19 protein-coding genes and 1 tRNA gene are annotated in these 21,934 nt (G+C 64.8%); 9 read left to right on the top strand and 11 right to left on the bottom strand.

Annotated features, from left to right (window positions below; all coding sequences use genetic code 11):
* Positions 1 to 124: 124 nt before the first annotated feature.
* On the bottom strand, positions 125 to 529 hold the full coding sequence (locus tag ABRP28_RS19950; RefSeq protein ID WP_350004816.1) for a tautomerase family protein: 405 nt from the start codon (positions 527 to 529) through the stop codon (positions 125 to 127).
* 195 nt (positions 530 to 724) lie between these two features.
* Here ABRP28_RS19950 and ABRP28_RS19945 point away from each other — a divergent pair, with 195 nt between their 5' ends.
* Positions 725 to 1,030, top strand: a complete 306-nt coding sequence (locus tag ABRP28_RS19945; RefSeq protein ID WP_374152994.1) for an ArsR/SmtB family transcription factor — start codon at positions 725 to 727, stop codon at positions 1,028 to 1,030.
* 15 nt (positions 1,031 to 1,045) lie between these two features.
* Positions 1,046 to 1,528 (top strand): SRPBCC family protein, encoded by a 483-nt coding sequence (locus tag ABRP28_RS19940; protein ID WP_350004820.1) that lies wholly within the window; start codon positions 1,046 to 1,048, stop codon positions 1,526 to 1,528.
* Positions 1,529 to 1,672: 144 nt separating this feature from the next.
* Here ABRP28_RS19940 and sucD read toward each other — a convergent pair whose 3' ends face one another.
* The 4 genes from sucD to pcrA form a co-directional block, all read right to left on the bottom strand.
* Positions 1,673 to 2,575 (bottom strand): succinate--CoA ligase subunit alpha, encoded by a 903-nt coding sequence (sucD, locus tag ABRP28_RS19935; protein WP_231456441.1) that lies wholly within the window; start codon positions 2,573 to 2,575, stop codon positions 1,673 to 1,675.
* Positions 2,576 to 2,586: 11 nt separating this feature from the next.
* The gene (gene sucC / locus ABRP28_RS19930) at positions 2,587 to 3,756 is read right to left on the bottom strand and encodes an ADP-forming succinate--CoA ligase subunit beta (RefSeq protein ID WP_350004823.1); all 1,170 of its coding nucleotides are present in this window, start codon (positions 3,754 to 3,756) and stop codon (positions 2,587 to 2,589) included.
* 242 nt (positions 3,757 to 3,998) lie between these two features.
* A complete protein-coding gene (locus tag ABRP28_RS19925; RefSeq protein ID WP_350004825.1) occupies positions 3,999 to 4,655 on the bottom strand; it encodes a hypothetical protein in 657 nt (218 codons plus the stop codon).
* Positions 4,656 to 4,680: 25 nt separating this feature from the next.
* Positions 4,681 to 7,245 (bottom strand): DNA helicase PcrA, encoded by a 2,565-nt coding sequence (gene pcrA / locus ABRP28_RS19920; RefSeq protein WP_374152993.1) that lies wholly within the window; start codon positions 7,243 to 7,245, stop codon positions 4,681 to 4,683.
* A 283-nt stretch (positions 7,246 to 7,528) separates the two neighbouring features.
* Here pcrA and ABRP28_RS19915 point away from each other — a divergent pair, with 283 nt between their 5' ends.
* Entirely contained in the window at positions 7,529 to 8,917 is a 1,389-nt protein-coding gene (locus tag ABRP28_RS19915; protein ID WP_374152992.1) for a DUF222 domain-containing protein, read from the top strand.
* Positions 8,918 to 8,955: 38 nt separating this feature from the next.
* Here ABRP28_RS19915 and ABRP28_RS19910 read toward each other — a convergent pair whose 3' ends face one another.
* Positions 8,956 to 9,786, bottom strand: coding sequence for an inositol monophosphatase family protein (locus ABRP28_RS19910; protein ID WP_350004829.1), 831 nt, complete (start codon positions 9,784 to 9,786; stop codon positions 8,956 to 8,958).
* Positions 9,787 to 9,818: 32 nt separating this feature from the next.
* Here ABRP28_RS19910 and ABRP28_RS19905 point away from each other — a divergent pair, with 32 nt between their 5' ends.
* A complete protein-coding gene (locus ABRP28_RS19905; protein WP_350004830.1) occupies positions 9,819 to 10,448 on the top strand; it encodes a hypothetical protein in 630 nt (209 codons plus the stop codon).
* On the opposite strand, the gene ABRP28_RS19900 is transcribed toward ABRP28_RS19905, so the two are convergent.
* Positions 10,441 to 11,196, bottom strand: a complete 756-nt coding sequence (locus ABRP28_RS19900) for a DUF998 domain-containing protein (protein WP_350004832.1) — start codon at positions 11,194 to 11,196, stop codon at positions 10,441 to 10,443. The genes ABRP28_RS19905 and ABRP28_RS19900 overlap by 8 nt on opposite strands.
* Before the next feature lie 82 nt (positions 11,197 to 11,278).
* On the opposite strand from ABRP28_RS19900, the gene ABRP28_RS19895 reads away from it, so the two are divergent.
* The 3 genes from ABRP28_RS19895 to ABRP28_RS19885 all read left to right on the top strand — a co-directional run bounded on the left by ABRP28_RS19895 (position 11,279) and on the right by ABRP28_RS19885 (position 12,266).
* A tRNA-Arg gene (locus ABRP28_RS19895) sits at positions 11,279 to 11,351 on the top strand.
* A gap of 1 nt (position 11,352) precedes the next feature.
* Positions 11,353 to 11,850 (top strand): DUF6314 family protein, encoded by a 498-nt coding sequence (locus ABRP28_RS19890; protein ID WP_350004834.1) that lies wholly within the window; start codon positions 11,353 to 11,355, stop codon positions 11,848 to 11,850.
* The gene (locus ABRP28_RS19885) at positions 11,847 to 12,266 is read left to right on the top strand and encodes an NUDIX domain-containing protein (protein ID WP_350004836.1); all 420 of its coding nucleotides are present in this window, start codon (positions 11,847 to 11,849) and stop codon (positions 12,264 to 12,266) included. The genes ABRP28_RS19890 and ABRP28_RS19885 overlap by 4 nt, the downstream gene beginning before the upstream one ends.
* Here ABRP28_RS19885 and ABRP28_RS19880 read toward each other — a convergent pair.
* Together ABRP28_RS19880 and ABRP28_RS19875 are read right to left on the bottom strand one after the other, a co-directional pair.
* Positions 12,263 to 14,176 carry an ABC transporter ATP-binding protein gene (locus ABRP28_RS19880; RefSeq protein WP_350004838.1) on the bottom strand — a complete coding sequence of 638 codons (1,914 nt, stop codon included), beginning with the start codon at positions 14,174 to 14,176 and terminating at the stop codon, positions 12,263 to 12,265. The genes ABRP28_RS19885 and ABRP28_RS19880 overlap by 4 nt on opposite strands.
* On the bottom strand, positions 14,173 to 15,843 hold the full coding sequence (locus ABRP28_RS19875; RefSeq protein WP_350004840.1) for an ABC-F family ATP-binding cassette domain-containing protein: 1,671 nt from the start codon (positions 15,841 to 15,843) through the stop codon (positions 14,173 to 14,175). The genes ABRP28_RS19880 and ABRP28_RS19875 overlap by 4 nt, the downstream gene beginning before the upstream one ends.
* 249 nt (positions 15,844 to 16,092) lie before the next feature.
* Here ABRP28_RS19875 and ABRP28_RS19870 point away from each other — a divergent pair, with 249 nt between their 5' ends.
* Positions 16,093 to 16,830: a hypothetical protein gene (locus tag ABRP28_RS19870; protein WP_350004841.1), complete on the top strand. Its 738-nt coding sequence runs from the start codon at positions 16,093 to 16,095 to the stop codon at positions 16,828 to 16,830.
* Positions 16,827 to 17,564 carry a hypothetical protein gene (locus ABRP28_RS19865; protein ID WP_350004843.1) on the top strand — a complete coding sequence of 246 codons (738 nt, stop codon included), beginning with the start codon at positions 16,827 to 16,829 and terminating at the stop codon, positions 17,562 to 17,564. The genes ABRP28_RS19870 and ABRP28_RS19865 overlap by 4 nt, the downstream gene beginning before the upstream one ends.
* Before the next feature lie 236 nt (positions 17,565 to 17,800).
* On the opposite strand, the gene ABRP28_RS19860 is transcribed toward ABRP28_RS19865, so the two are convergent.
* Complete coding sequence (locus ABRP28_RS19860) at positions 17,801 to 20,833, bottom strand: glycoside hydrolase family 38 C-terminal domain-containing protein (RefSeq protein ID WP_350004845.1); 3,033 nt, start codon at positions 20,831 to 20,833, stop codon at positions 17,801 to 17,803.
* A 175-nt stretch (positions 20,834 to 21,008) separates the two neighbouring features.
* A complete protein-coding gene (gene fdhD / locus ABRP28_RS19855) occupies positions 21,009 to 21,884 on the bottom strand; it encodes a formate dehydrogenase accessory sulfurtransferase FdhD (protein WP_350004847.1) in 876 nt (291 codons plus the stop codon).
* Positions 21,885 to 21,934: the final 50 nt, after the last annotated feature.

The raw sequence follows: 21,934 nt of genomic DNA, 5'->3' as shown, positions 1-21,934 counted from the left end.
CACATCCACTACTTTGCCCTAGAATCAATGTCCTGTCAAAGGTTTGTACTGACATGTTTACAACTTGCCATAACGGCCCATTTTGACCGTGCTGGGCCGACCAACAGCCCCGCCGAAGACGGCGCTACTTCCGGGGTACGGCCAACTCGCCGGTGACATATTGGGCCCGGCCAAAGCCAAATGACCAGTCGCCGGCAGTATTCTCCACGTAGCCAATGAAGACGTCCTCACCGGAGACGCCCACCTCCGCGAGCTTGTTCGCCACAGCGGCGAAGAGGCGCTGCTTGGCTTCCTGCGAACGGCCGGCCTGGGTGAAGATCTGGATCATCACAACACCGCTTGTCCGCTCGAAACCAAGCCCCGCATCCTGGGCATAAATTTGGCCGGCGGGATGCTCGCTCAGGATGTGGAAGTAATCGCGCTCCGGGATGCCGTACTCGGCAAGGATTGCGTCATGGATCCCCCGGCTTAGCCGCTGCAGATCCTCTTGGCTGCGGCCCTGGTTTACGTCAATACGAACGAGTGGCACTGTCTCTCCTCAAAAGTTTGTACTGACATACTAACAAACGTCGTGAACGTGGCGCAAGGAAAGGTATTGCCGGACAGGCGCAGCGGGCCTAAGGTTAAACAACCGAAAGGTTGATAAATGATGTAGTTGATTAATAGTTGAGTAGCTAACGGAGTGGCTGTGGAAACCGATGCAAGGGCACTGGATTCGGCGTTTATGGCCCTGGCGGACCCCGTGCGGCGGAGCATCATTGCCCGGCTCAGCCGGGGACCGGCCACCGTAAATGAATTGGCGGAACCCTTCGAAATCTCCAAGCAGGCGGTTTCGAAGCATATCCAGGTACTCGAGCAGGCGGAGCTGGTCACCCGGACCAGGGAGGCCCAACGGCGGCCCGTGCACCTGAATCCCGCGCGGCTTGAGGCGCTCACCGCCTGGATTGACCAGTACAGGTTGGTCCGGGAGGGACAGTTCCGCAGCCTTGATGCCGTGCTTAGGCCACGAGCTGCAGATGGCAGCGAATAGTTCGAAGGAATCATCATGAGCAATTCCCTGAAACTCAGCGTTCCTGAGGGAGTCCCCTTCATCGACTACGAGCGCGAGTTCGATTTTCCGGTCACGGATGTGTTCCGGGCCCACAAGGAACCGGACCTGATTGTCCAGTGGCTTGGCCCGCGGGGCTACAAGATGGAGATCGACCATTACGATTTCCGCACCGGCGGCAGTTACAGCTACCTGCATACCGGACCGGAGGGGGTGCCTTATGAGTTCAAGGGCGTCTTCCACACGGTCCGGGAAAATGAATTCGCCATCCAGACGTTCGAGTTCGGAGGGTACCCGGACGTTGTCAGCCTCGAATTCATGACATTCGAGGACCTCGGCAACGGGCGGACCCGGCTGCGGGGCCACTCCGTCTACCCGAGCCAGGAAGCCCGCGACGGCATGGCGCAGTCAGGCATGGAAGGCGGAATGTCCGAAGGCTACGAGCGGCTCGATGAGCTGCTCAGCGGGGCAAAGGTGTAGGACGCAAAAGTACGACGACGGGCGGTTACCTTTCGCGTGGAAGGTAACCGCCCGCCGTCGTACTTAAACGGCAACGCGGGGCCGCAACCCCGCCCATCCACGTGTGACGGGCGGGAAGCGCCCCCGCGTTGGCTGGTACTTGTACTAGAGCGCTGCGTAGACTTCGCGCAGCAGCTTGGCGGTCTCGGACGGCGTCTTGCCGACCTTCACGCCAGCGGCCTCAAGTGCTTCCTTCTTGGCCTGGGCGGTTCCTGCGGAACCGGAGACGATGGCGCCGGCGTGGCCCATGGTCTTGCCTTCGGGAGCGGTGAAGCCTGCCACGTAGCCGACAACCGGCTTGGTGACGTTGGCCTTGATGAAGTCCGCAGCGCGCTCTTCAGCGTCACCGCCGATTTCGCCGATCATCACGATCGCCTTGGTCTCGGGGTCAGCCTCGAACGCGGCCAGGGCGTCGATGTGGGTGGTGCCGATGATGGGGTCGCCGCCGATGCCGATGGCAGTGGAGAAGCCCAGATCGCGCAGCTCGTACATCATCTGGTAGGTCAGCGTGCCCGACTTGGAAACCAGGCCGATGGGGCCCTTGCCGGTGATGTTGGCCGGGGTGATGCCAACGAGGGCCTCGCCCGGGGTGATGATGCCGGGGCAGTTCGGTCCGATGATGCGGGTGACCTGGTTGCCGTCGGCGTCCACGGTGGACTGGGCCAGTGCCCAGAACTCGGCGGAATCCTGGACCGGCACGCCCTCGGTGATGACGACGACCAGGCCGATGCCGGCTTCGATGGCTTCGACCACAGCTGCCTTGGTGAATGCCGGCGGCACGAAGACGATGGAGACGTCAGCGCCGGTTTCGGCCATGGCTTCCTTGACGGTGCCGAAGACAGTGATTTCCTTGTCGCCGTGCAGGACCGTGGTGCCGGCCTTGCGGGCGTTGACGCCGCCAACAATGTTGGTGCCGGCCTTGAGCATCAGGGCGGTGTGCTTGGTGCCTTCGCCGCCGGTGATGCCCTGGACGATGACCTTGGAGTCCTTGTTCAGATAAATAGACATGGTGCGTCCCTTTACTTCGCTGCGTTGGCGAGCTCGGCGGCCTTGTCGGCGCCCTCGTCCATGGTGGCGGCCAGGGTAACCAGCGGGTGGTTGGCCTCGTTCAGGATGCGGCGGCCTTCTTCGACGTTGTTGCCGTCGAGCCGGACTACCAGCGGCTTGTTGGCCGTGTGGCCGAGCTCGGCCAGCGCGCCGACGATGCCCTTTGCGACGGCGTCACAGGCAGTGATGCCGCCGAAGACGTTCACGAACACCGACTTGACCTGCTCGTCGCCCAGGATGACGTCCAGGCCGGCTGCCATGACCTCTGCGGAAGCTCCACCGCCGATGTCCAGGAAGTTGGCGGGCTTGACGTTGCCGTGGTTTTCACCGGCGTAGGCAACGACGTCGAGGGTGGACATGACCAGGCCGGCGCCGTTGCCGATGATGCCTACGGAGCCGTCCAGCTTGACGTAGTTCAGGTCCTGCGCCTTGGCCTTGGCCTCGAGCGGATCGGCAGCGTCCTTGTCCTCAAGGAGGGCGTGCTTGGCGTGGCGGAAGTCGGCGTTCTCGTCCAGCGAGACCTTGCCGTCCAGTGCCACGATGTCTCCCGCGCCGGTCTTGACCAGCGGGTTGACCTCAACCAGGGTGGCGTCTTCCTTCTTGAAGACATCCCAGAGCTTGAGGATCACGGCGGCGACCTTGCCTCGCAGTTCCTCGGCGAAGCCTGCGGCTGCAACGATTTCGTCAGCCTTGGCCTGGTCGATGCCGACGGCGGGATCGATGGCGATCTTCGCCAGCGCCTCAGGGCGTTCGACGGCGAGCTGTTCGATTTCCATGCCGCCTTCAACCGAGCACATGGCCAGGTAGTTGCGGTTGGCCCGGTCCAGCAGCACGGAGAAGTAGTATTCCTCGGCGATGTCCGCACCCTGGGCAATCATCACCTTTTTGACGGTGTGGCCCTTGATGTCCATGCCCAGGATGTTGGAGGCGTGCTCAAATGCCTCGTCGGCGGACTTTGCGACTTTGACGCCGCCGGCCTTGCCGCGGCCGCCAACCTTGACCTGTGCCTTGACAACGGTAACGCCGCCGATCTTCTCGGCAGCTGCCTTTGCTTCTTCTGGGGTGTACGCCACGATGCCGGCAAGCACGGGTACACCGTGCGCCTCGAACATATCGCGCGCCTGGTATTCAAACAGGTCCACGGTTTAGTGTCCTTCTACGTCGAAGTAGTTTCTGTACAGTCGGACACCATCGAAGACGATGACCGGGCTGCGGAATTGCACGCACCGGCGGCCTGTTGGAAACGAGCCACGCGGCGTGATGCTCCATTGGGAACTCTAGTCCTTTGGGAGGACCGGGCCGTCCCAGACTACCCCTTATGTGAGTAAGGACACTATTCTATGGAGCGTAGAAAAACCGCGGATTTACGCGGTTTTTGAGGGCTTCACGGCGCCGGTGCTGTACTTTCCGGGGAGCCTGAAATTAGCTCGTAACGGTCCTCCGAAACGAAGAACCCGACGCCGGCCGAGACGTTTCCGCAGGCTACGCCGCCGTTGTAGGAGGAACACCGCAGCCCGTTGCGTTCGAGGTTCTGCCCGTCGCCCAGGACAGCCAGTTCCGCGATCGGTCCGGCTTTGTTTCCGCGGGGGCCGTACGTTGCCTCCATTTGTGTGACGCCGGACCGGCACTCTCCATACGTTGCTTTGTCCGGTGTCAGCAGGGCTACTCCACCCAGATAGCCGAGGTTCGTTCCCGCGCAGTCATCCGCCACATCGCCCGGGACAGGTTTCGGATACTTGGCCAGCTCACAGTGGGCCACCGGCACGATGGCCAGTCTATTGTTTTCGCTGTTGCTGAAGGTGTTTTGCTCATAGGGGAGGTTGATGTGCGGCCCGCGGGCTGCCGTGAGCGAGCACGCCACTGTCCGGTCCTCGGTGACGAAGGACAGGATGTCATCGCCGCCGCCGTAGTCCTGCGGGTCAACAAGCGGCGCCTGTTCCAGCTGCTCCATCGGCGGCAGCGGAGGTGGCACCACGTATCCAGGATCCTCCACCGTCACGGTGCAGCCTGTTGAAGCCAGCAGGAAAAGGGCGGCGAGCATTCCCCGTAGAGTCCGTCGCATGTGTTCAGGCGTCGAGCTTGGTCAGCGGCGCGTACCGCAGCAACAAACGCTTCTCGCCGACGTCGAACTTCACCTTGGCCACGGTCTTGTCCCCGGCGCCTTCCAACGCCAGGACGGTTCCGTTACCGAAACTCGTGTGGTTGACCTTGTCCCCCACGCTGACCGCCACGATTTCCTTCTGGGGCTGCACACGGCTCTTAGCTATAGTGGCGGGAACGTCGGCGTTGAATCCGGCTGACGAGTCTGCAGCCGCGCCGCGGGCCGTCCCGGCGCCCCAGAAGGATCCGCTGTAGCGGCTCGATCCGATGGATCCGCCGCCCCACCCGCCGGCCTGCCTGCTGGTTCCCTCGCGCTTCCATTCCAGGAGCTCTGCGGGGATCTCTTCCAGGAACTGGCTGGCAGGATTGTACTGGCTCTGGCCCCACATGCTCCGGACCTCGGAACGCGTGACGTACAGGCGTTTGCGTGCACGCGTCAGGCCCACATAGGCAAGGCGGCGTTCTTCGGCCAGCTCCTTGGGGTCAGTCGCTGACCGCTGGTGCGGAAACAGCCCGTGTTCCATGCCGGTCAGGAACACCACCGGGAACTCGAGTCCCTTGGCGGTGTGCAGTGTCATCAGCGTCACGACGCCCAGCCGTTTGGCTTCCGCCACTGCGGCGTCGATATCCGCGCCGGGGGCGTCCGGGATCTGGTCTGCGTCCGCCACCAGCGAGACCTGTTCCAGGAAAGCACCCAGCGACCCGTCCGGGTTCTCCTGTTCGTACTCACGCACCACGGCCACGAGCTCTGCGAGGTTCTCCACCCTGGACTCGTCCTGGGGATCAGTGCTGGAACGCAGCGCGGCCAGGTAGCCGGTCTGCTCCAGGACGGCCTCAAGGGCTGCTGCGGCGCCTGAACCCGCAGCCACTTCGGCCAGGTCGTCCAGCAGCTTCACAAAGCCAAGGACGGCATTGACGGAGCGGGTTGCCATCGCCGGGGCCTGCTCGGCGCGGCGGGCAGCCGCCATGAACGAGATGCGTTCGCGTTGGGCCAATGCCGCCACCGCACCTTCGGCGCGGTCGCCGATCCCCCGCTTCGGCTCGTTGAGCACCCGGCGCAGGTTGACGTCGTCGTCCGGATTCACCAGGACGCGCAGGTAGGCGAGGGCGTCCTTGATTTCCTTGCGCTCATAGAAGCGCGTACCGCCCACCACCTTGTACGGCAGGCCCACCCTTACCAACACGTCCTCGATGGAGCGGGACTGGGCGTTGGTGCGGTAGAAGATTGCGACGTCCCCGGGACGGAGGTTGTCCTCATCCTGGAGCCGGTCAATTTCCTTGGCAATGAACTGGGCTTCGTCGTGCTCGTTCTCGCCCACATAGCCGATGATCTTGTGGCCGTCCCCCTCAGCGGTCCACAACCGTTTTTCGGGGCGGTTGGGGTTCCGTGAAATAACCGAGTTGGCCGCGCTGAGGATGTTCTGCGTGGAGCGGTAGTTCTGCTCCAGCTTGATGGTCCGTGCCTCGGGGTAGTCCTTTTCGAACTCCACGATGTTGCGGATGTCTGCGCCCCGGAACGCGTAGATGGATTGGTCAGAATCGCCCACGACGGTCAGCTCTGATGCGCCGGGACCTTCGCCGACGATTTCGCGGACCAGGGCGTACTGGGCGTGGTTGGTGTCCTGGTATTCGTCCACCAGGACATGCCTGAACCTCCGGCGGTAGGAGTCGGCGAGGGCCGGGAAGGCCCGGAACATAAACACGGTTTCGGCGATCAGGTCATCGAAGTCCATGGCGTTGGCCTGGCGCAGCCGCTGCGTGTAGCCCTTGTAAACCTCCGCAACAGCCTGCTCGAAAGGATCGTTGTAGTTCGCGGCGGAGGCGTATGAGTCAGCATCGATGAGCTCGTTCTTCAAGGCGGAGATCTTGTGCTGGATTGCCTTGGGCGCAAACTTCTTTGGATCCAGGTCCAGGGCCTTGGACACCTGGGTGACCAGCCGGAGGGAGTCGGCGGAGTCGTAGATGGAGAAATTCGATTTCAGCCCCACGTTCGCGGCTTCCTGGCGCAGGATCCGGACGCAGGATGAGTGGAAAGTGGAAATCCACATGATCTTGGCGCGGCCGCCCACAAGCGCCTCGATGCGTTCCCGCATTTCTGCGGCTGCCTTGTTGGTGAAGGTGATCGCGAGGATCTCGCCGTGATGGGCACGCCCCGTGGCGATCAGGTAGGCAATCCTGTTACTGAGCACGCGGGTTTTGCCCGACCCGGCGCCGGCAACGATAAGCAACGCGGAGCCTGCGTGCTTTACCGCTTCCTCCTGCTGCGGGTTCAGCCCTTCCAGCAGCTGGGCCGCATCCGGCCGGCGGTGGCCGTGGCGGTGGCCCTCCCTTTGCTGGCCCTCAGCATGCTCGTCCTCGGCCTGCAGCCCTACCCGCTGCTGTCCCCCTGACAGGCCCATTCCTTGCCGGTTTTCCCACGGCGCAGCACCGCCTGGACCGGCCGCCGTAGCGCCTTCAGGGCGTGACTTGGTGCGGGCAGCCGCCGGGGAAGCAGCCTTGAACGGTCCGTCAGAGTACGGGTCAAACAACATATCCATGGTGCCTACAAGTCTAGGCGGTGGGACCGACACGGACTTCCAGGCTGTGGATTACCGGCTCCAGACCCCTCCGCTTTTGCCGGTCCTGGAAGCTTTATCCACATAGCGATCAAGGGTGCGTGCAAGGAGGGCATTCGGTTGAAAGGCTTCGGTGATGGAAGCAATAACGACGACGATGGCGGCGCCGGTACAAAGTGCAGGGAGCCTCGATGGCACTCGCATTGGTGACGCCGTGAAGGTCCTGGCGTCCGTGCCAATCGCTGCTGACGGTCCGGGGATGATTGATCAGTTGCGGGAGCTTGAGGATTTGAAGTCGCTGGCCGCTGCGAAACAGGCCCGTATTGCTGTGGCTTTCGACGCTGAGCAGCGGCGGGAGCAGGCCGCCGCCGATGTCCCGGCCAAGGAACAAGGCTCCGGCGTGGCCGCGCAGGTTGCGCTGGCGCGCCGGGAGTCCCCGGCCCGCGGCGGCCGGCTCCTGGGCCTTGCCAAGGCCCTCGGCACCGAGATGCCCCACACCCTGGCCGCCCTGGACTCCGGGCAGTTGAACGAATGGCGCGCCACCCTCGTCGTGAAGGAAACAGCGTGCCTGTCCGCCGAAGACCGGTGCGCCGTGGACGAGGAACTCGCCGCCGACACCGGAACGCTTTCAGGCTGCGGGGACCGGGGCATCATTGCCGCGGTCCGGACGGCCGCGTACCGGCGGGATCCGGGCTCGGTGGCGAAACGGGCCAGCCATGCGGTGAATGACCGGGCGGTGAGTCTTCGCCCGGCGCCGGACACCATGGCCCGCCTGACCGCCCTGCTGCCCGTCGCCCAGGGGGTCGCCGCCTACGCGGCCCTGACCCGGCATGCGGACAAGTTGCGGTCCTCCGGGGACGAACGGTCCCGGGGTGCGATCATGGCCGACCAGCTCGTTGAGAACGTTACCGGCACCCCTGGCGGGGTCGCCGGCCTTGAGGTGCAGCTGGTCATGACCGACCGCGCCCTCTTCCAGGGCGACAGCGAACGCGCCCGCCTCGCAGGCTACGGCACCGTCCCCGCCCACTGGGCACGCCAAACAGTCCTCGGCCAGCCGGAACGCCCCGGCACGGGACCAGCGGATAGCGCCCTGACAGAAGCGGCAGCAGCAGCCGGCGTCAGGGGCAGCAGTGACTTCGATGTATGGCTCCGACGGCTTTACACAGCCCCCGGTACCGGAGAACTCCTCGCGATGGATTCGAAGGCCCGGCTCTTCCCGCCCGGGCTCCGACGGTTCCTCCAGATCCGCGATGACACCTGCCGCACCCCCTACTGCGACGCACCCATCCGCCACCACGACCACATCACCCCCTGGCACCAGGACGGCCCCACCACCAGCACCAACGGCCAAGGCCTCTGCGAAGCCTGCAACCACACCAAAGAAACACCCGGATTCTCAGCCAGGCCGGTTCCTGGGCCCAGGCACACGGTCGAGCTCCAAACCCCCACCGGCCATACCTACCACTCCACAGCGCCACCCCCACCCGGCACCGCTCTTGATGCAGGCGGATCGGGTCCGAACTGCACTGACCCGGACACCCTGCCGAAGGGCTTGGCGAAGTCCGGCAAGCAAAGGAACCACGGCGTCGTCGTGCTGGGCCGTGTTGTACCGCACCGGCCCCTGGCCGCAGCAGCTGCACCGCCATAGCCCTACCGGCGCAGGCTCAGCAGCCGCGTGGGCGTGGGCTAGGCCACGGAGCCGGACTCGAGGGCTGCACGGAGCTCGCGGACCGCCGTCGTTCCTCCCGCCATGAACCATTCCAGGCCGTTGACGCGCACCGTGTCCACTGCGCCTCCAGCCGCCCGGACAATCGCTTTGCCGGGCAGCCAGTCCCATTCAGGGCAGCTGTGCTGGAACCAGCACCCCAGCTGGCCGTCCGCCACCCGGCCAAGGTCGCAGGAGCCGGAGCCCAACATCCTCAGGGCGGCGGCGGAGGTCGCGGCTGCATGCCACGGCATGGCGCAGAGCGGATCCATCAGCCAGCTGGGGTGGATGTAGGTAGCCGCCCCGAGCTGCGCCGCGGGTGTTGCGTTGCGCTCTCCCCTGTTGTCGTGAAATACCGTCAGCCGTTCACCGTTCAGGCTGGCCGGGTGCTCCCTGCCACCGAGCCAAAGCTTGTCCTCCTCCGGCTGGAAGATGGCACCGAGCAGCACATCGGAGCGGTCCTTCAATGCGATCGCCGAGCACCAGTAGGTTGAGCCATGCAGGAAGTTGTAGGTGCCGTCCACGGGATCGATAACCCAGGTCCGGCCGCTGCTGCCCTGTACGGAGGCGCCCTCCTCCCCCAGGATGCCGTCCTCGGGACGGCAGCGCTGCAGTTGTTCCAGCACATAGGCTTCTGCGGCATGGTCAGCGGCCGTTACTACATCTGAAATGGAGGTCTTCTGCTGCGACTGCAGGCCCGCCATCCGCATGAGCAGTGCCAGCTGCCCGGCCTCCCGCACCAGGGCTGCTGCCAGCTGGTAGTCGTCCAAAGAAGGGTCAAGTTCAACAGCGCTGTGCCGGCCAGTGGTCATGGCTTCAGTTTATGGGGCGCGATAATGAAGCCATGGCCAAAACACCTGCCCAGCGGATCAAGAAGCACGGCTCCAAGGCGGTAGTACCGCAGCACCAGCTTCCGGCCGTGGTGAATCCCACCACGGCGCGCACGCCGGAAAAAGCCCAGAGCAACAGCAGCCTCATCCTGATCGCCGGTGTGGTGGCCAGCCTGTTCCTTTTCTGGTACCTGCACCTGCTGACCCTGGACCAGCTCCGTGACCTCTCCGCGGACCTGGCCATGCCGGACTCGCTCATCGGCGGCTTCGACGCGGCTTACGTCAGCCAGCTCCAGGCGGCCATGAACGACGACGCCCGTGGCCAGCTCAATTACGTGCACAAAACGGCAGGAACCCTGTTCCCGTTGATCTTCGGATTCACCTGGCTGCTGCTGATCGGGACCAACGTGGCCCGTCAAGCTCTGCGCTGGGCTCTCTGGTCCTTGCCGCTGCTGTTCGTCGTGGTCCGGCTCTGGGGCAACGCCGCCATCGACGGAGTGCTGGCATCCGGCACTGCCGATGCCGGCCAGGTGGCCCTTGCCTCCGGACTCACGGTGGCCGGCTGGGTACTCTTGGTCCTCAGCCTGCTGGCGGGTGCCGCCGCCGTCTTCCTCGGGGCCCGCCAGCCCAAAGCCGCTAGCTGAGGGCTGCCCGGGCCCGCATCTCCTTGCGGTGCCGGTGGACCTGGCGCGCGATCACCAGTCCTCCGGTGGCCATCCCCAAGGTCACCGGATAGCCCATGAGCCGCTCCAGCGTGCCGGGCTCCGGGATGTCCATTCCCGTCAGGCCCCCTGTCCCCACAGCGGTGAGGGACACGGCACCGCACACCAGGATGAACCAGGCGAAGTTTGTTTTCCGCAGCCAGAGGACGCCCAGGACCAGCAAGGCGGCGGCCCCGGCGAGGAAGTACATCACAGCGCCAACAATGTGCCAACCGGAACCCACGTCCTCGGGCACCAGTCCCACGATGACCGTGCCGGCGCCGGCGGTCCCTGTCAGGATCCGGACCCAGACAGCCGCCAGCCACGGCCGCCGCCGCGGCTGCACCCGCAGATCCGCCCGGGCCGCCACGCAGAGCAGCCCGGAGCTCAGCAAAAGGGCACCCAGCAGCATGCCGAGGCCCTGCACCACGAATGAGGCGTTCATGAGCCAGTTCAACGGGGAACAGACCTCGCGGCCGTCAAATATGCCGCAGTTCAGGGCGCCAAGGTCGCTGATGTAGCCGGTCCGCAGGTTATAGGGCCTGGGGCCCGCCCATGCTCCGATTACCGCTGCCTCCGCCGCAAAGTACTGCAGTACGCTCAACACCGACCAGGCGCCGATGTACTGGCGGGTGGACGCGGTGTCCGGAATCAGTGTGGCGGGCCTGGCGGCGGACGGCGCGGAACTCATGCCTTGAGCGTAGTACGGCCCAGCACCTTGTATGCTTGTATCCGTGTCCGGCCGGACTGGCCTGCCGATCCAACGGACGCAAGCCCTCGTAGCTCAGTGGATAGAGCACGGCTCTCCTAAAGCCGGTGTCGTTGGTTCGATTCCAATCGAGGGCACTTGAACTTTCCTCCCCCGGAGTTCGCACTCCGCGCCTACCTCCTTGGCCCCACGCAGCCCGGCCCCGCCGCGGACGCTGACTGTGCCGGGCAGTGGACGGTCCAACGTGACCTGCTGGACCGGGCTGAGGGCACCTGCGGAACCTTCTCCGGCGTCGTACATTTTGTTCCCACGGACGACGGCGGCCTTGCCTTCCGTGAAGAAGGCACCATGCGCTGGCCCTCCTTCACGGGCCCCGCCTCCCGCGAGTACCTGCTGCGGACCACCAGGAGTCCGGATGCGCTCGACGTGTTATTCCCGGACGGCCGACCCTTCCACCGGATGAGCTTCGCCCCGGAGTCCAACCTTGACAACCACTGGTGCGATCCCGATACCTACCGTGTCACCTACGTCTATGAGGGCGGGGACAGGTTCAGCTATACCTGGGATGTCCAGGGCCCGCGCAAGGACCTGCTGCTGACGTCACACCTGGTTCGCAGGGACGGTGCGGCAGCATGAAGAACCGCATCGTGGTTTCGGCCGTCTGCGTCTTCGACAGGGCAGGCCGCCTCCTGACAGTAAGGAAGCGCGGCACTGCCATGTTCATGCACCCCGGCGGCAAGCCCGAGGCCGGGGAGACAGCTGTCCAGGCGGCGGCGCGGGAACTCGCCGAAGAAGTGGGCATCGTCCTCGACCCGCAGGATTTGAAGCTGATGGGCGTGTGGATCGCCGACGCGGCAAATGAGGCCGCCACGGACATCGAGGCAACAGTTTTCCTGGCCCCCGGAGTGTGGGAGGCCCACCCCTCGGCGGAGATCGCCGAGATCAGGTGGCTGGAACTGGGCGCCGAGCCCACCCAGGACCTTGCCCCGCTGCTGACAGACCACATCCTCCCGGAACTCGGCAGCTCCGGCAGCACGGCCAGTCAGGCCTAGAGTTCGGGAACTGCTTCCTGGGCCACAGCCGTTGCCTCGTTGAACTGCGTGCGGTAGAGCTCGGCGTACCGTCCCTCGGCAGCCAGGAGCTCGGTGTGGGTCCCGCGTTCAACAATCCGGCCGTCCTCCACCACCAGGATGGCGTCCGCAGCCCGGACGGTGGACAGCCGGTGCGCAATCACGACGGCGGTGCGCCCCTCAAGTGCGGCGCCCAGGGCAGCCTGCACGGCTGCCTCATTGGTGGAGTCGAGCGCCGCCGTCGCCTCATCGAGGATGACCACGCGGGGCTGGGCGATCAGCAGCCGGGCGATGGTGAGCCGCTGGCGTTCACCGCCGGAAAGCCGGTAGCCGCGCTCCCCCACCACGGTGTCCAGACCGTCCGGGAGGGACCGGATCATGGCTTCCAGCCGGGCCTGCCGGATGGCCTCCCACATGTCCTCTTCGCTTGCGTCCGGCCGGGCAAGCCGCAGGTTGGAGGCAATGCTCTCGTGGAACAGGTGGCCGTCCTGGGTCACCATGCCCAGCGTTTCCCGCATCGAGTCGAAAGTCAGGTCCCGGACGTCCACCCCGGTTCCGGGCCGCAGGCCACCAAAGCGGACGGCGCCGGAATCGACGTCGTAAAGCCGGGCCAGCAGCTGGGCGATGGTTGACTTGCCAGCGCCCGAAGAGCCCACCAAGGCCACCGTCTGCCCAGGCTCAACCCGGAAGCTGACCCCGTGCAGGACTTCCTCTCCGCCGCGGGTATCCAGGGTGGAGACGTCTTCGAGGGAGGCCAGGGACACCTTGTCCGCTGAGGGATAGGAGAACCGGACGTCGTCGAACTCCACGGAGAGCGGGCCGCGCGGCGATTCCACAGCGTCCGGCTTCTGGCTGATGAGCGGCTTGAGGTCAAGGATTTCGAAGACGCGCTCGAAGCTGACCAGGGCACTCATGATTTCCACCCGCGCGTTGGAGAGTGCCGTGAGCGGGGCATAGAGCCGGGTGAGCAGCAAAGCCAGCACCACCACGTCACCCGCGGCCAGCTGCCCTCCCAGCGCCAACCAGCCGCCCAGGCCGTAGACCAACGCCAGTGCCAAGGCGGAGACCAAGGTCAGGGCCGTCACGAAGGTGAACTGGAGCATCGCCGTGCGCACACCGATGTCCCGCACACGACCGGCCCGGAGCGCGAACTCACGGGACTCCTCGTCCGGGCGCCCGAAAAGCTTCACCAAGGTGGCGCCGGGGGCGGAAAAGCGCTCAGTCATCTGCGTGCCCATGGTGGCGTTGTGCTCGGCGGCCTCGCGGCGCAGCTCGGCAAGCCTCGAACCCATCCTGCGGGCGGGGAGGAGGAAGATCGGCAACAGGATCATGGCCAGCACAGTTACCAGCCAGGACTTGTTCAGCATCACCACCAGCGTCAGGGATAACGCCACCACGTTGCTGACCACCCCGGAGAGCGTGCCGGCGAAGGCCGCCTGCGCACCGATCACATCGTTGTTGAGCCGGCTCACCAGCGCACCTGTGCGGGTCCGGGTGAAAAAGGCGATAGGCATCTTCTGTACGTGGTCGAACACCTTGGTGCGCAGGTCCAGGATCACGCCCTCGCCAATCGAAGAGGACAGCCAGCGAGTTACAAGCCCTAGCCCTGCCTCGGCCACGGCCACGACCGCAATCAGTATTGCCAGCCAAATTACCGTGCCGGCGTCTGCCTTGGCGATAATCGCGTCCACCACCTGGCCGGCGAGCACCGGCGTTGCCACCGCCAGGACGGCCATCACAATGGACAGCAGAACGAAGGCGATCAGCCGGCTGCGGTGCGGCCGCGCGAAGCCAAACACCCGTTTGAGGAGCTCCTTGGAAAACGGCTTGGAGCCGTTGGAGGCGCGGGTGATGTTGTAGAGGGAGCTCCAGGCAACCCTGTCCATGCTCATTTTTTGGTGCCTTTCGGGGCGCTGGCGGCCAACACTTCGGTGACCACGCCGTCAACAACATTCCAACGTACATCCAGCCGCACGTTTTCCAGCAGCCTGCGGTCGTGGGTAACCAGCAGCAGCGCGCCCTCGTAGCTTTCCAGGGCTTCCTCGAGCTGCTCAATGGCAGGCAGGTCCAGGTGGTTGGTGGGCTCGTCCAGGACAAGGAGGTTAACACCCCTGGCCTGGAGCAGCGCCAGCGCAGCCCTTGTCCGCTCGCCCGGCGACAGGGATTCAACCGTCCGTGACGTGTGGTCGGCTTTGAGCCCGAACTTCGCCAGGAGCGTGCGGACCTCGGCCGGATTAAGGTCCACGAGGACTGCCTCCACGGCGCCGCCCAGGGTCAGCTCGCCGGCAAGCAGTCCGCGGGCCTGGTCGATCTCCCCGACGGCCACGGAAGATCCCATCGTGGCACTGCCGGAGTCAGGCTCGACGCCGCCCAGCAGCAGCCGCAGCAGCGTGGACTTACCGGCACCGTTGGGACCGGTGATACCGATCCGCTCCCCTGCGTTGAGCTGCAGGTTGACCGGGCCCAAAGTGAAGTCGCCCTGCCGGACCACAGCGTCGCGGAGCGTGGCCACCACTGAGCTGGACCGCGGCGCCTTACCGATGGAGAACTGCAGCTGCCATTCCTTCCGCGGCTCCTCCACCACGTCCAGCCGCGAGATCCGCGATTCCATCTGCCGCACTTTCTGGGCCTGTTTCTCGGAGGACTCCGTGCTGGCCGCGCGGCGGATCTTGTCGTTGTCAGGGCTCTTCTTCATGGCGTTCCGGACGCCCTGGGAGCTCCATTCGCGCTGGGTCCGCGCCCGGGACACCAGATCGGCCTTGGTGGCCGCAAATTCCTCGTACTTTTCCCGGGCGTGCCGCCTGGCAACTGCCCGCTCCTCCAAAAAGGCGTCGTAGCCGCCGTCGTACACGGCCACGGCGTTCTGCGCCAAGTCCAGCTCCACCACCGTCGTGACGCATCGCGCAAGGAACTCGCGGTCGTGGCTGACCAGCACTACACCGCCGCGCAGGCCTGTGACGAAGTCCTCCAGTTTGGCGAGGCCTTCAAGGTCAAGATCGTTGGTGGGCTCGTCCAGCAGCACCACGTCAAACCGGCTGAGCAGCAGCGCCGCCAGCGCAACCCGCGCAGCCTGCCCGCCGGAGAGGCCGGTCATTGCAGCGTCCGGTCCGGTCTCCAGGCCAAGGTCCGCGAGGACAGCAGGAATCCGGTCATCAAGGTCGGCAGCCCCGGAGGCCATCCATCGGTCGAAGGCGAGCGCGTAGGCGTCGTCCGCTCCGGGCGCGCTGCTGCCAAGGGCCTCAGCCGTGGATTCCATTTCGGCGGTGGCCTGCGCACTGCCGGTGCGCCGGGCAATGTACCCCGCCACTGTTTCGCCGGGCACGCGCTCGTGTTCCTGCGGAAGCCAGCCCACGAACGCATCGGCCGGGGCGAGGCTGACGGAGCCTTCCTGCGGCTGGTCCACGCCGGCGAGGAGCCGCAGCAGCGTGGATTTCCCCGCTCCGTTGGCACCCACCACGCCCACCACGTCCCCGGGTGCCACTGTCAGGGAGAGCCCGGAGAAAAGCTGCCGGTGGTCGTGACCGCCGGAAACGTCCTTCGCTACGAGGGTTGCAGTCATCGTTCTATCCTTTCGCCACCGCGTCCGCAGCGGGTTTCCTGCCCGGACACTGGCTGGCAGGGCCCTGACATGTACCCGGAGGAAGGAGCGCGGGCGGCAGGACATGAAAGAACCCGCTGGTCCGGACTTGGGGGGTGTACGGACCAACGGGCTCGACCATCAAGCATAGTCGAAACGGCACCACGGGTAAAACCGCCTCGAAGCAGCACGCTAAAATCGACACACCATCCGTTCTGCAGAGAGCCCTCCATGACCATCCCCGCCAAGGCGTTCCAGCGGTGGCTGCAAGGCATTGCGCCGGACGTCAGCACGGCTGACGTCTGCAGGATCTCAGGGATCAAGCGGACTACCCTGGCCCAGCAACTGGTCCGAGGAAAAGTCTCGGTCAGCACCGTGGTCAGCATCAGCCGCGCCTACAACGTCAATCCGCTCGCGGCCCTGGCCACTTTCGAGGCATACCGGGACCTGGCCGGTCCCCAGGCTCCGCCAACGCGTTGCGAACTTGTCAGCCAGGTTTCCACGGCCGATCTCCTGCGGGCTGTCCTTGCGCGTCCGGCGATGGAGCCCACCGGCGCTGCCGGGGCAGCGTCAGCACCCCTTACCGCCGCCCCGCACGCCACCTCGGTGAAGAACTGGGTTGACGCCATCGACGACGGCGAAGTGCGGCACCGCGTTTCGGCGGCCACGGGAGTGGCGCCGCAGAACTATTCGGCGCAGCTGACCGCCAACCGGCTGTCTCCGGAGCTGGCGCTTGCCACCGCCCTTGCTGCCGGCGTAGGACCGGCCGGCGGCCTGGTGGCAACCGGCCTGATCACCGAAGAGGAAGCGGGCTGGCCGCCGGGTGCGCGGCAGGCCGCCCTGGACAGCCTGTCCGACGGCGACCTCTCCGCCTTGGCGGGTGACCGGCTGCAGGCATTGGGCAAGGTGCTGCGACGCCAGGAGCAGGACCAAGCGCAAACTGAAAAAATTTGGGAGAACCTGGGATGATCGACATTCTTCAATGGGCCACGCTGGCCATCTGCGCGCTCACTGCAGCAGCCCGGGTGCCCAGCGCTGTCCGGGGAGAGAACAGGTCGCTGTTCTACATCTTTGCACTGATGACCATCGCCATCCTCTTGAGCATCGAAGCCCCCTACGTGGCCATCGACCAGGCCTTGGGCGGAATCAACCTTGCCAACCTGCTGCTCCGCTTCATCATCTTCGCAGCCATCTACTTCGTGGGGATCCGGGTCACCCGCGGTTTCGGCGCCGACAGCGCGTACCGGCTTATCACGGGAAAGGCCGGCATGGTTGTGCTGCTGGTCATTTCCGTTGTGCTCGTTGCCCTGTTCGTCATGATGGACACGGTGGGGTCCTCGGCAGGACTTGCCGCACCGTCCGTGAGAACCCAACACAACGCTGTTTTGGCGCAGTACTACGGTGCGGCTGGACGCGCCTATCCAGGCTATGTAGCGCTGGTCCTCCTTCCGGCTATGGTCAGGGCTGTCCGGAGCCGCTTGCCGGTGATGGTAAGGGTCGCCGCAGGCCTTCTTGCCCTGGGTGGGCTTGCCATCGGGGTCAGCTTGCTCTTTCCCTTCGTGCCTCCGGGAGGAGGCGCCATCAAGTTTGTGGTTAATTACACCGCCGTGCTGTGCTACGTCCTTGGCCTGGCACTGATCTGGGCGGCACGGGCGCAGAACAGAAAGACCTCATCGGCGAAAAGGACATATACCGAAAAGTAACCCTGCCGGCTTTCACAAATTCATTAGAATGTGAAACAATCATGAATGTGTGAAGGTGGAGCGCAGGTCGTTTTCGAACGGGGATAAATTCCAAAACGTTGGCCGCTCCGGGGGCCTTCACACCTATTGGGGGGATGAGTGGTGGCGGCCGTTGGGGACCGCCCCCACTCAGCCTGGTTAAAAGACTGTTTGGGCGCGTGAATCCATAGTTCCATGCGCTGCAGAAGCGGCTGCCCCTAGGCGCGGGCGAACCGCAGGGTCACCAACTGGAACGGCCGCAGGCCCAGTTCCGCTCCGTCAGCGCACGCTTCCACGCCCGGCGCCTCGAGCGGACGCTCCAACAAATCCACTGGAGTAACGTCCCGCAGGGAAAAGTTAGCGGTCAACTTTCCTGCCGACCGCTGGCCCAAGGACTCGTAGAGGCGGACAATCACGTCCCCGGAGCCGTCCTCCGCCAGCTTGACGGATTCAATCACCAAGGCGGGGTTCGTTACCGAGAACAACGGTTCCGCCGGCGAACCGCCGTGAACCAGCCGGGGAACAAGATTCGTTCGGTAACCTTCCTCCACGGCGTCGGCAATGTCCGCCCCCGGGCGGATGGTGACGGTCAGCTCATGCACCCCGCGATCAGCCTCCGGATCGGGGAACTTGGGAGCGCGCAACAGCGACAGGCGCACGGTAGTGGTGGTGCCGCCGTCGTCATCCCTGATGTTCCGCGCGACGTCGTGCCCGTAGGTGGACGAGTTGGAAATCGCCACACCATAGCCCGGCTCCGCCACATGGATCCACCGATGCGCACAGATCTCGAACTTCGCCGTTTCCCATGAGGTATTGGTGTGGGTGGGCCGGAACACGTGGCCAAACTGCGTTTCCGCAGCGGACCTGTCCGCCCGGACGTCCAGGGCGAAGCCTAGCTTCAACAGCTTCTCGCGTTCCTGCCAGTCCACCGAGGTGGCGATTGAGAGGGATGGACTCCCTGCAGCAAGCGTGATGCGCTGGGTAATGGTGGATGACCCGGCAAGCCGCTCCACGAGTACGACGGCGTCTGTCCCCTCATGAACAAGGCGTACGGAAGCGGCTCGGGTCAGTGGCGTGACGTTCCGCCGGTAGAACTCGTCGATGTCCCAGGCGTCCCACTCGTTGGGAGTATCGCGGTGAAGTTCAAGCAGGTTACCGCGCTGGCCGGGAGCAATTGATTCGCGTCCGCTGGCGCGGTCCACCAGCGAGGCGAGAAGCCCGTCGGCGTCCAGGACAGCGCGGATGACTCCGTTGTCCAGGACGAAGCCCCCGTTATGGGCGTCGGCCTGGACCGCGCCATCCGCCGAAGCCGGCTCGCCTGCGGCCAATGCAGGCACTCCGTCCCTGGCATGGGGCGCAGCGTTCAGCAGGAAGGTCCGCTCGCCGCTGCCCAGCACGGCGGCGGCAGCCTCATCGATGATGGCCTCAAGGGCATTACTGACGGCCTGGTAGTTCCGCTCGGCATCCTGATGGACCCAGGCGATGGAGCTCCCGGGAAGAATATCGTGGAACTGCTGCAGGAGGACCAGCCTCCACAGACGCTTGAGTTCCGCAGCCGGATAGGCGAAGCTGCCGCCGGTGCGCACAGCAGCCGTTGTGCACCACAATTCGGCTTCCCGCAGCAGGTGCTCACTGCGGCGGTTCCCCTTTTTGGTTCTGGCCTGGCTGGTGTAGGTTCCACGGTGCAGCTCGAGGTACATCTCGCCCACCCACACGGGCAGGACCGGGTAATCAGCCTCGGCCTGCGTGAAGAAGCTTTCCGCGGAGCCGATCCGGACCTTCGGGGAGCCTTCCAGGTCCGCGGCGCGTGACGCAGCCGCCAGCATTTCCCGCGTTGGTCCGCCGCCGCCATCGCCGTAGCCGAACGGCACCAGTGACACGCTGCCGTGGCCGTGGTCGCGGTAATTCCGCTCCGCGTGCGCAAGTTCACGCCCGCTCAACTCCGAATTGTAGGTATCCACAGGCGGGAAGTGGGTGAAGAGCCGGGTGCCGTCGATGCCCTCCCAGTTGAAAGTGTGGTGCGGCATCCTGTTGATCTGGTTCCAGGAAATTTTCTGGGTCAGGAACCAGCGGCTGCCGGCAGACTTGACGATCTGCGGCAGCGCCGCAGAATACCCAAACGAATCCGGCAGCCAGGCCTCCTGGCAGTCCACACCGAATTCCGCCAGGAAGAAGCCCTTGCCTTCCACGAACTGCCGCGCCATTGCTTCGCCGCCGGGCATGTTGGTGTCCGATTCAACCCACATCCCGCCCACGGGAACGAACTGGCCGGCACGGATTTTCTCGCGGATGCGGGCGAAGAGTTCTGGGTAGAACTCCTTGATCCAGGCGAACTGCTGGGCTGAGGAGCAGGAAAAGACAAAATCGGGGTTTTCATCCATCAGTGCCACGACATTGGAAAACGTCCTGGCGCATTTCCGGACAGTCTCCCGGACCGGCCAGAGCCAGGCAGAATCAATGTGGGCATGCCCGGTTGCCACCAGCTGGTGCGCAGAAGCATAGGCCGGGCGGGCAAGTACTTCCGCGAGCGCTTCGCGTCCCGCAGCGGCCGTCCCGGCAACATCGTCGGGATCCATGATGTCCATCATGCGCTCGAGGGCCCTGAGGATCTCGTGCCGCCGGGGCAGCTCAAGGGGCAGCACCGCCATGAGACCCGAAAGGGTGGAAACATCCTGCTGCAGTTCCCAAACGTTCTGGTTCAGTTCTGCAATGGCGATGCTTCCCAGCCTGTATTGCGGTGCTGTCCCGGCCGTTGACTTGTCGCCGTAGGGCGTGGCAGCGAAGGTCCAGCCCTGGGCGACGTCGGGATTCGCCGCAGCCTCAACGTAGAAGTCCACCGCCATGCCGCCGCCCAGGAGCTTCAGCGGAATGTACTGGTTCCGGGGCGAAACCGCCTTGATGATGCTGCCGTCCGGCCGCCACGCGATGCCCTCGCACTGAAAGCCGGGTATTTCGACCGAAAACCCAAGGTCCACGAGCACTTCAACAGTGGTGTCCGGTTCCGTGCCCCACGATTCGGGGACCTCCCCTTGGAGGCGGAGCCACTTGGTGCCCCACGGTTTCCCCCACAACGCTCCGTGTTCCTGGGGCTGGAACTCCTGCCGCATGGCGTCCAGCGCCGGGACGGGTTCATCCGGGGCATCCCAACTGCTCAGCGTGAGGGGAAGTGTCCGGCTGTAGACCGCAGGGGTAATACGCTCCCGCACGAACCTATGCAGGCGCACTTCCGTGATCCGGCGGTCGTCATGCAATTTGTGCCCTCTTTAGCGTTCGGGACTGGATCCTGGTGTCCATTCGATGGATAAATCTACCTGCTGGTACCCCTTTTACCAACCCTTTTGAAACCGTTTCCCGGACTGTTTCCGGCGTGCTCGGGGAGTGCTCCGGGACTGCAAGGAGGTTCAAGGGGCAGTGGGCTGGATTGGCCTACGCCGGCGCAGCAACTACGGGGCGCCGTATCCTCCCGTCGCCTGCGTAGATGTTGAGGCTGGTTCCCCGGCTGAAGCCAGCGAGTGTCAGGCCGCTGGCCTCAGCCAGTTCAACTGCAAGGCTGGATGGCGCACTCACGGCAGCCAGGACAGGTATCCCGGCCAAAGCAGCCTTCTGGACCAATTCGAAGGATGCCCGGCCCGAGACCTGGAGGACCGTGCCGCTGAGGGGCAGCAGGCCTTCACGCAAGGCCCACCCCACTACCTTGTCCACGGCGTTGTGCCGTCCCACGTCCTCCCGGAGGCACAGAAGGTTCGCGCCGCCGTCGTCCCCGATGCGGAAGAGGCCCGCTGCGTGGACACCCCCAGTGTCATCGAAGAGCCGCTGGGACTGCCGAAGAATGTCCGGAAGCGAGGCGAGCACCTCGGCGGAAACGCTCAGGGGATCCGCGGCGGGGGTGAAGTGCGAGGACTTGCTGACGGACTCGATGGAATCGGTGCCGCAAATACCACATGAGCTGGAGGTGTACACATGCCGGCCCATGGACGGAGCCTCTACATCCGGCCGCAACTGGGCCTCCACCACATTAAAGGTCTGCACGCCGTTTTCGTCCTCGCCGGCGCAGAAGCGCAGCGACACCAGTTGCCCGGAATCCCAGATGACGCCCTCGGACACCAGGAACCCGGCCACCAGGTCGAAGTCATGGCCAGGGGTCCGCATGGTCACGGAATAGGACATGCTGCCCAGCCGGATTTCCAGCGGTTCCTCCACCGCCAGGACATCCTCCCGGTACCGGACCGGGAACTCGAGGGCGTTCGGGGAGCCATCCAGCACGTACTTGTGCACCTTGCGGCGCTGGGTTACACGTCCCATGTCCCACCGTTCCTGTTCATGACTCCATCATCGCAACCGCCCAGGGTTGA

Source organism: Pseudarthrobacter sp. WHRI 8279 (assembly GCF_040224115.2).
In the GTDB taxonomy this organism is placed as follows: Bacteria; Actinomycetota; Actinomycetes; order Actinomycetales; family Micrococcaceae; genus Arthrobacter.
This window is presented reverse-complemented; position numbering and strand designations above follow the sequence as displayed.

Bases quoted from the DNA above. Each gene is read 5' to 3' on its own strand.
- ABRP28_RS19915 (WP_374152992.1), top strand. From the start codon at position 7,529: ATGATTGATCAGTTGCGGGAGCTTGAGGATTTGAAGTCGCTGGCCGCT.
- ABRP28_RS19870 (WP_350004841.1), top strand. From the start codon at position 16,093: ATGACCATCCCCGCCAAGGCGTTCCAGCGGTGGCTGCAAGGCATTGCG.
- ABRP28_RS19875 (WP_350004840.1), bottom strand. From the start codon at position 15,843: ATGACTGCAACCCTCGTAGCGAAGGACGTTTCCGGCGGTCACGACCAC.
- ABRP28_RS19900 (WP_350004832.1), bottom strand. From the start codon at position 11,196: ATGAGTTCCGCGCCGTCCGCCGCCAGGCCCGCCACACTGATTCCGGAC.
- ABRP28_RS19880 (WP_350004838.1), bottom strand. From the start codon at position 14,176: ATGAGCATGGACAGGGTTGCCTGGAGCTCCCTCTACAACATCACCCGC.
- ABRP28_RS19940 (WP_350004820.1), top strand. From the start codon at position 1,046: ATGAGCAATTCCCTGAAACTCAGCGTTCCTGAGGGAGTCCCCTTCATC.
- ABRP28_RS19945 (WP_374152994.1), top strand. From the start codon at position 725: ATGGCCCTGGCGGACCCCGTGCGGCGGAGCATCATTGCCCGGCTCAGC.
- fdhD (WP_350004847.1), bottom strand. From the start codon at position 21,884: ATGGGACGTGTAACCCAGCGCCGCAAGGTGCACAAGTACGTGCTGGAT.
- ABRP28_RS19910 (WP_350004829.1), bottom strand. From the start codon at position 9,786: ATGACCACTGGCCGGCACAGCGCTGTTGAACTTGACCCTTCTTTGGAC.
- ABRP28_RS19905 (WP_350004830.1), top strand. From the start codon at position 9,819: ATGGCCAAAACACCTGCCCAGCGGATCAAGAAGCACGGCTCCAAGGCG.
- ABRP28_RS19925 (WP_350004825.1), bottom strand. From the start codon at position 4,655: ATGCTCGCCGCCCTTTTCCTGCTGGCTTCAACAGGCTGCACCGTGACG.
- ABRP28_RS19865 (WP_350004843.1), top strand. From the start codon at position 16,827: ATGATCGACATTCTTCAATGGGCCACGCTGGCCATCTGCGCGCTCACT.
- pcrA (WP_374152993.1), bottom strand. From the start codon at position 7,245: ATGTTGTTTGACCCGTACTCTGACGGACCGTTCAAGGCTGCTTCCCCG.
- sucD (WP_231456441.1), bottom strand. From the start codon at position 2,575: ATGTCTATTTATCTGAACAAGGACTCCAAGGTCATCGTCCAGGGCATC.
- ABRP28_RS19885 (WP_350004836.1), top strand. From the start codon at position 11,847: ATGAAGAACCGCATCGTGGTTTCGGCCGTCTGCGTCTTCGACAGGGCA.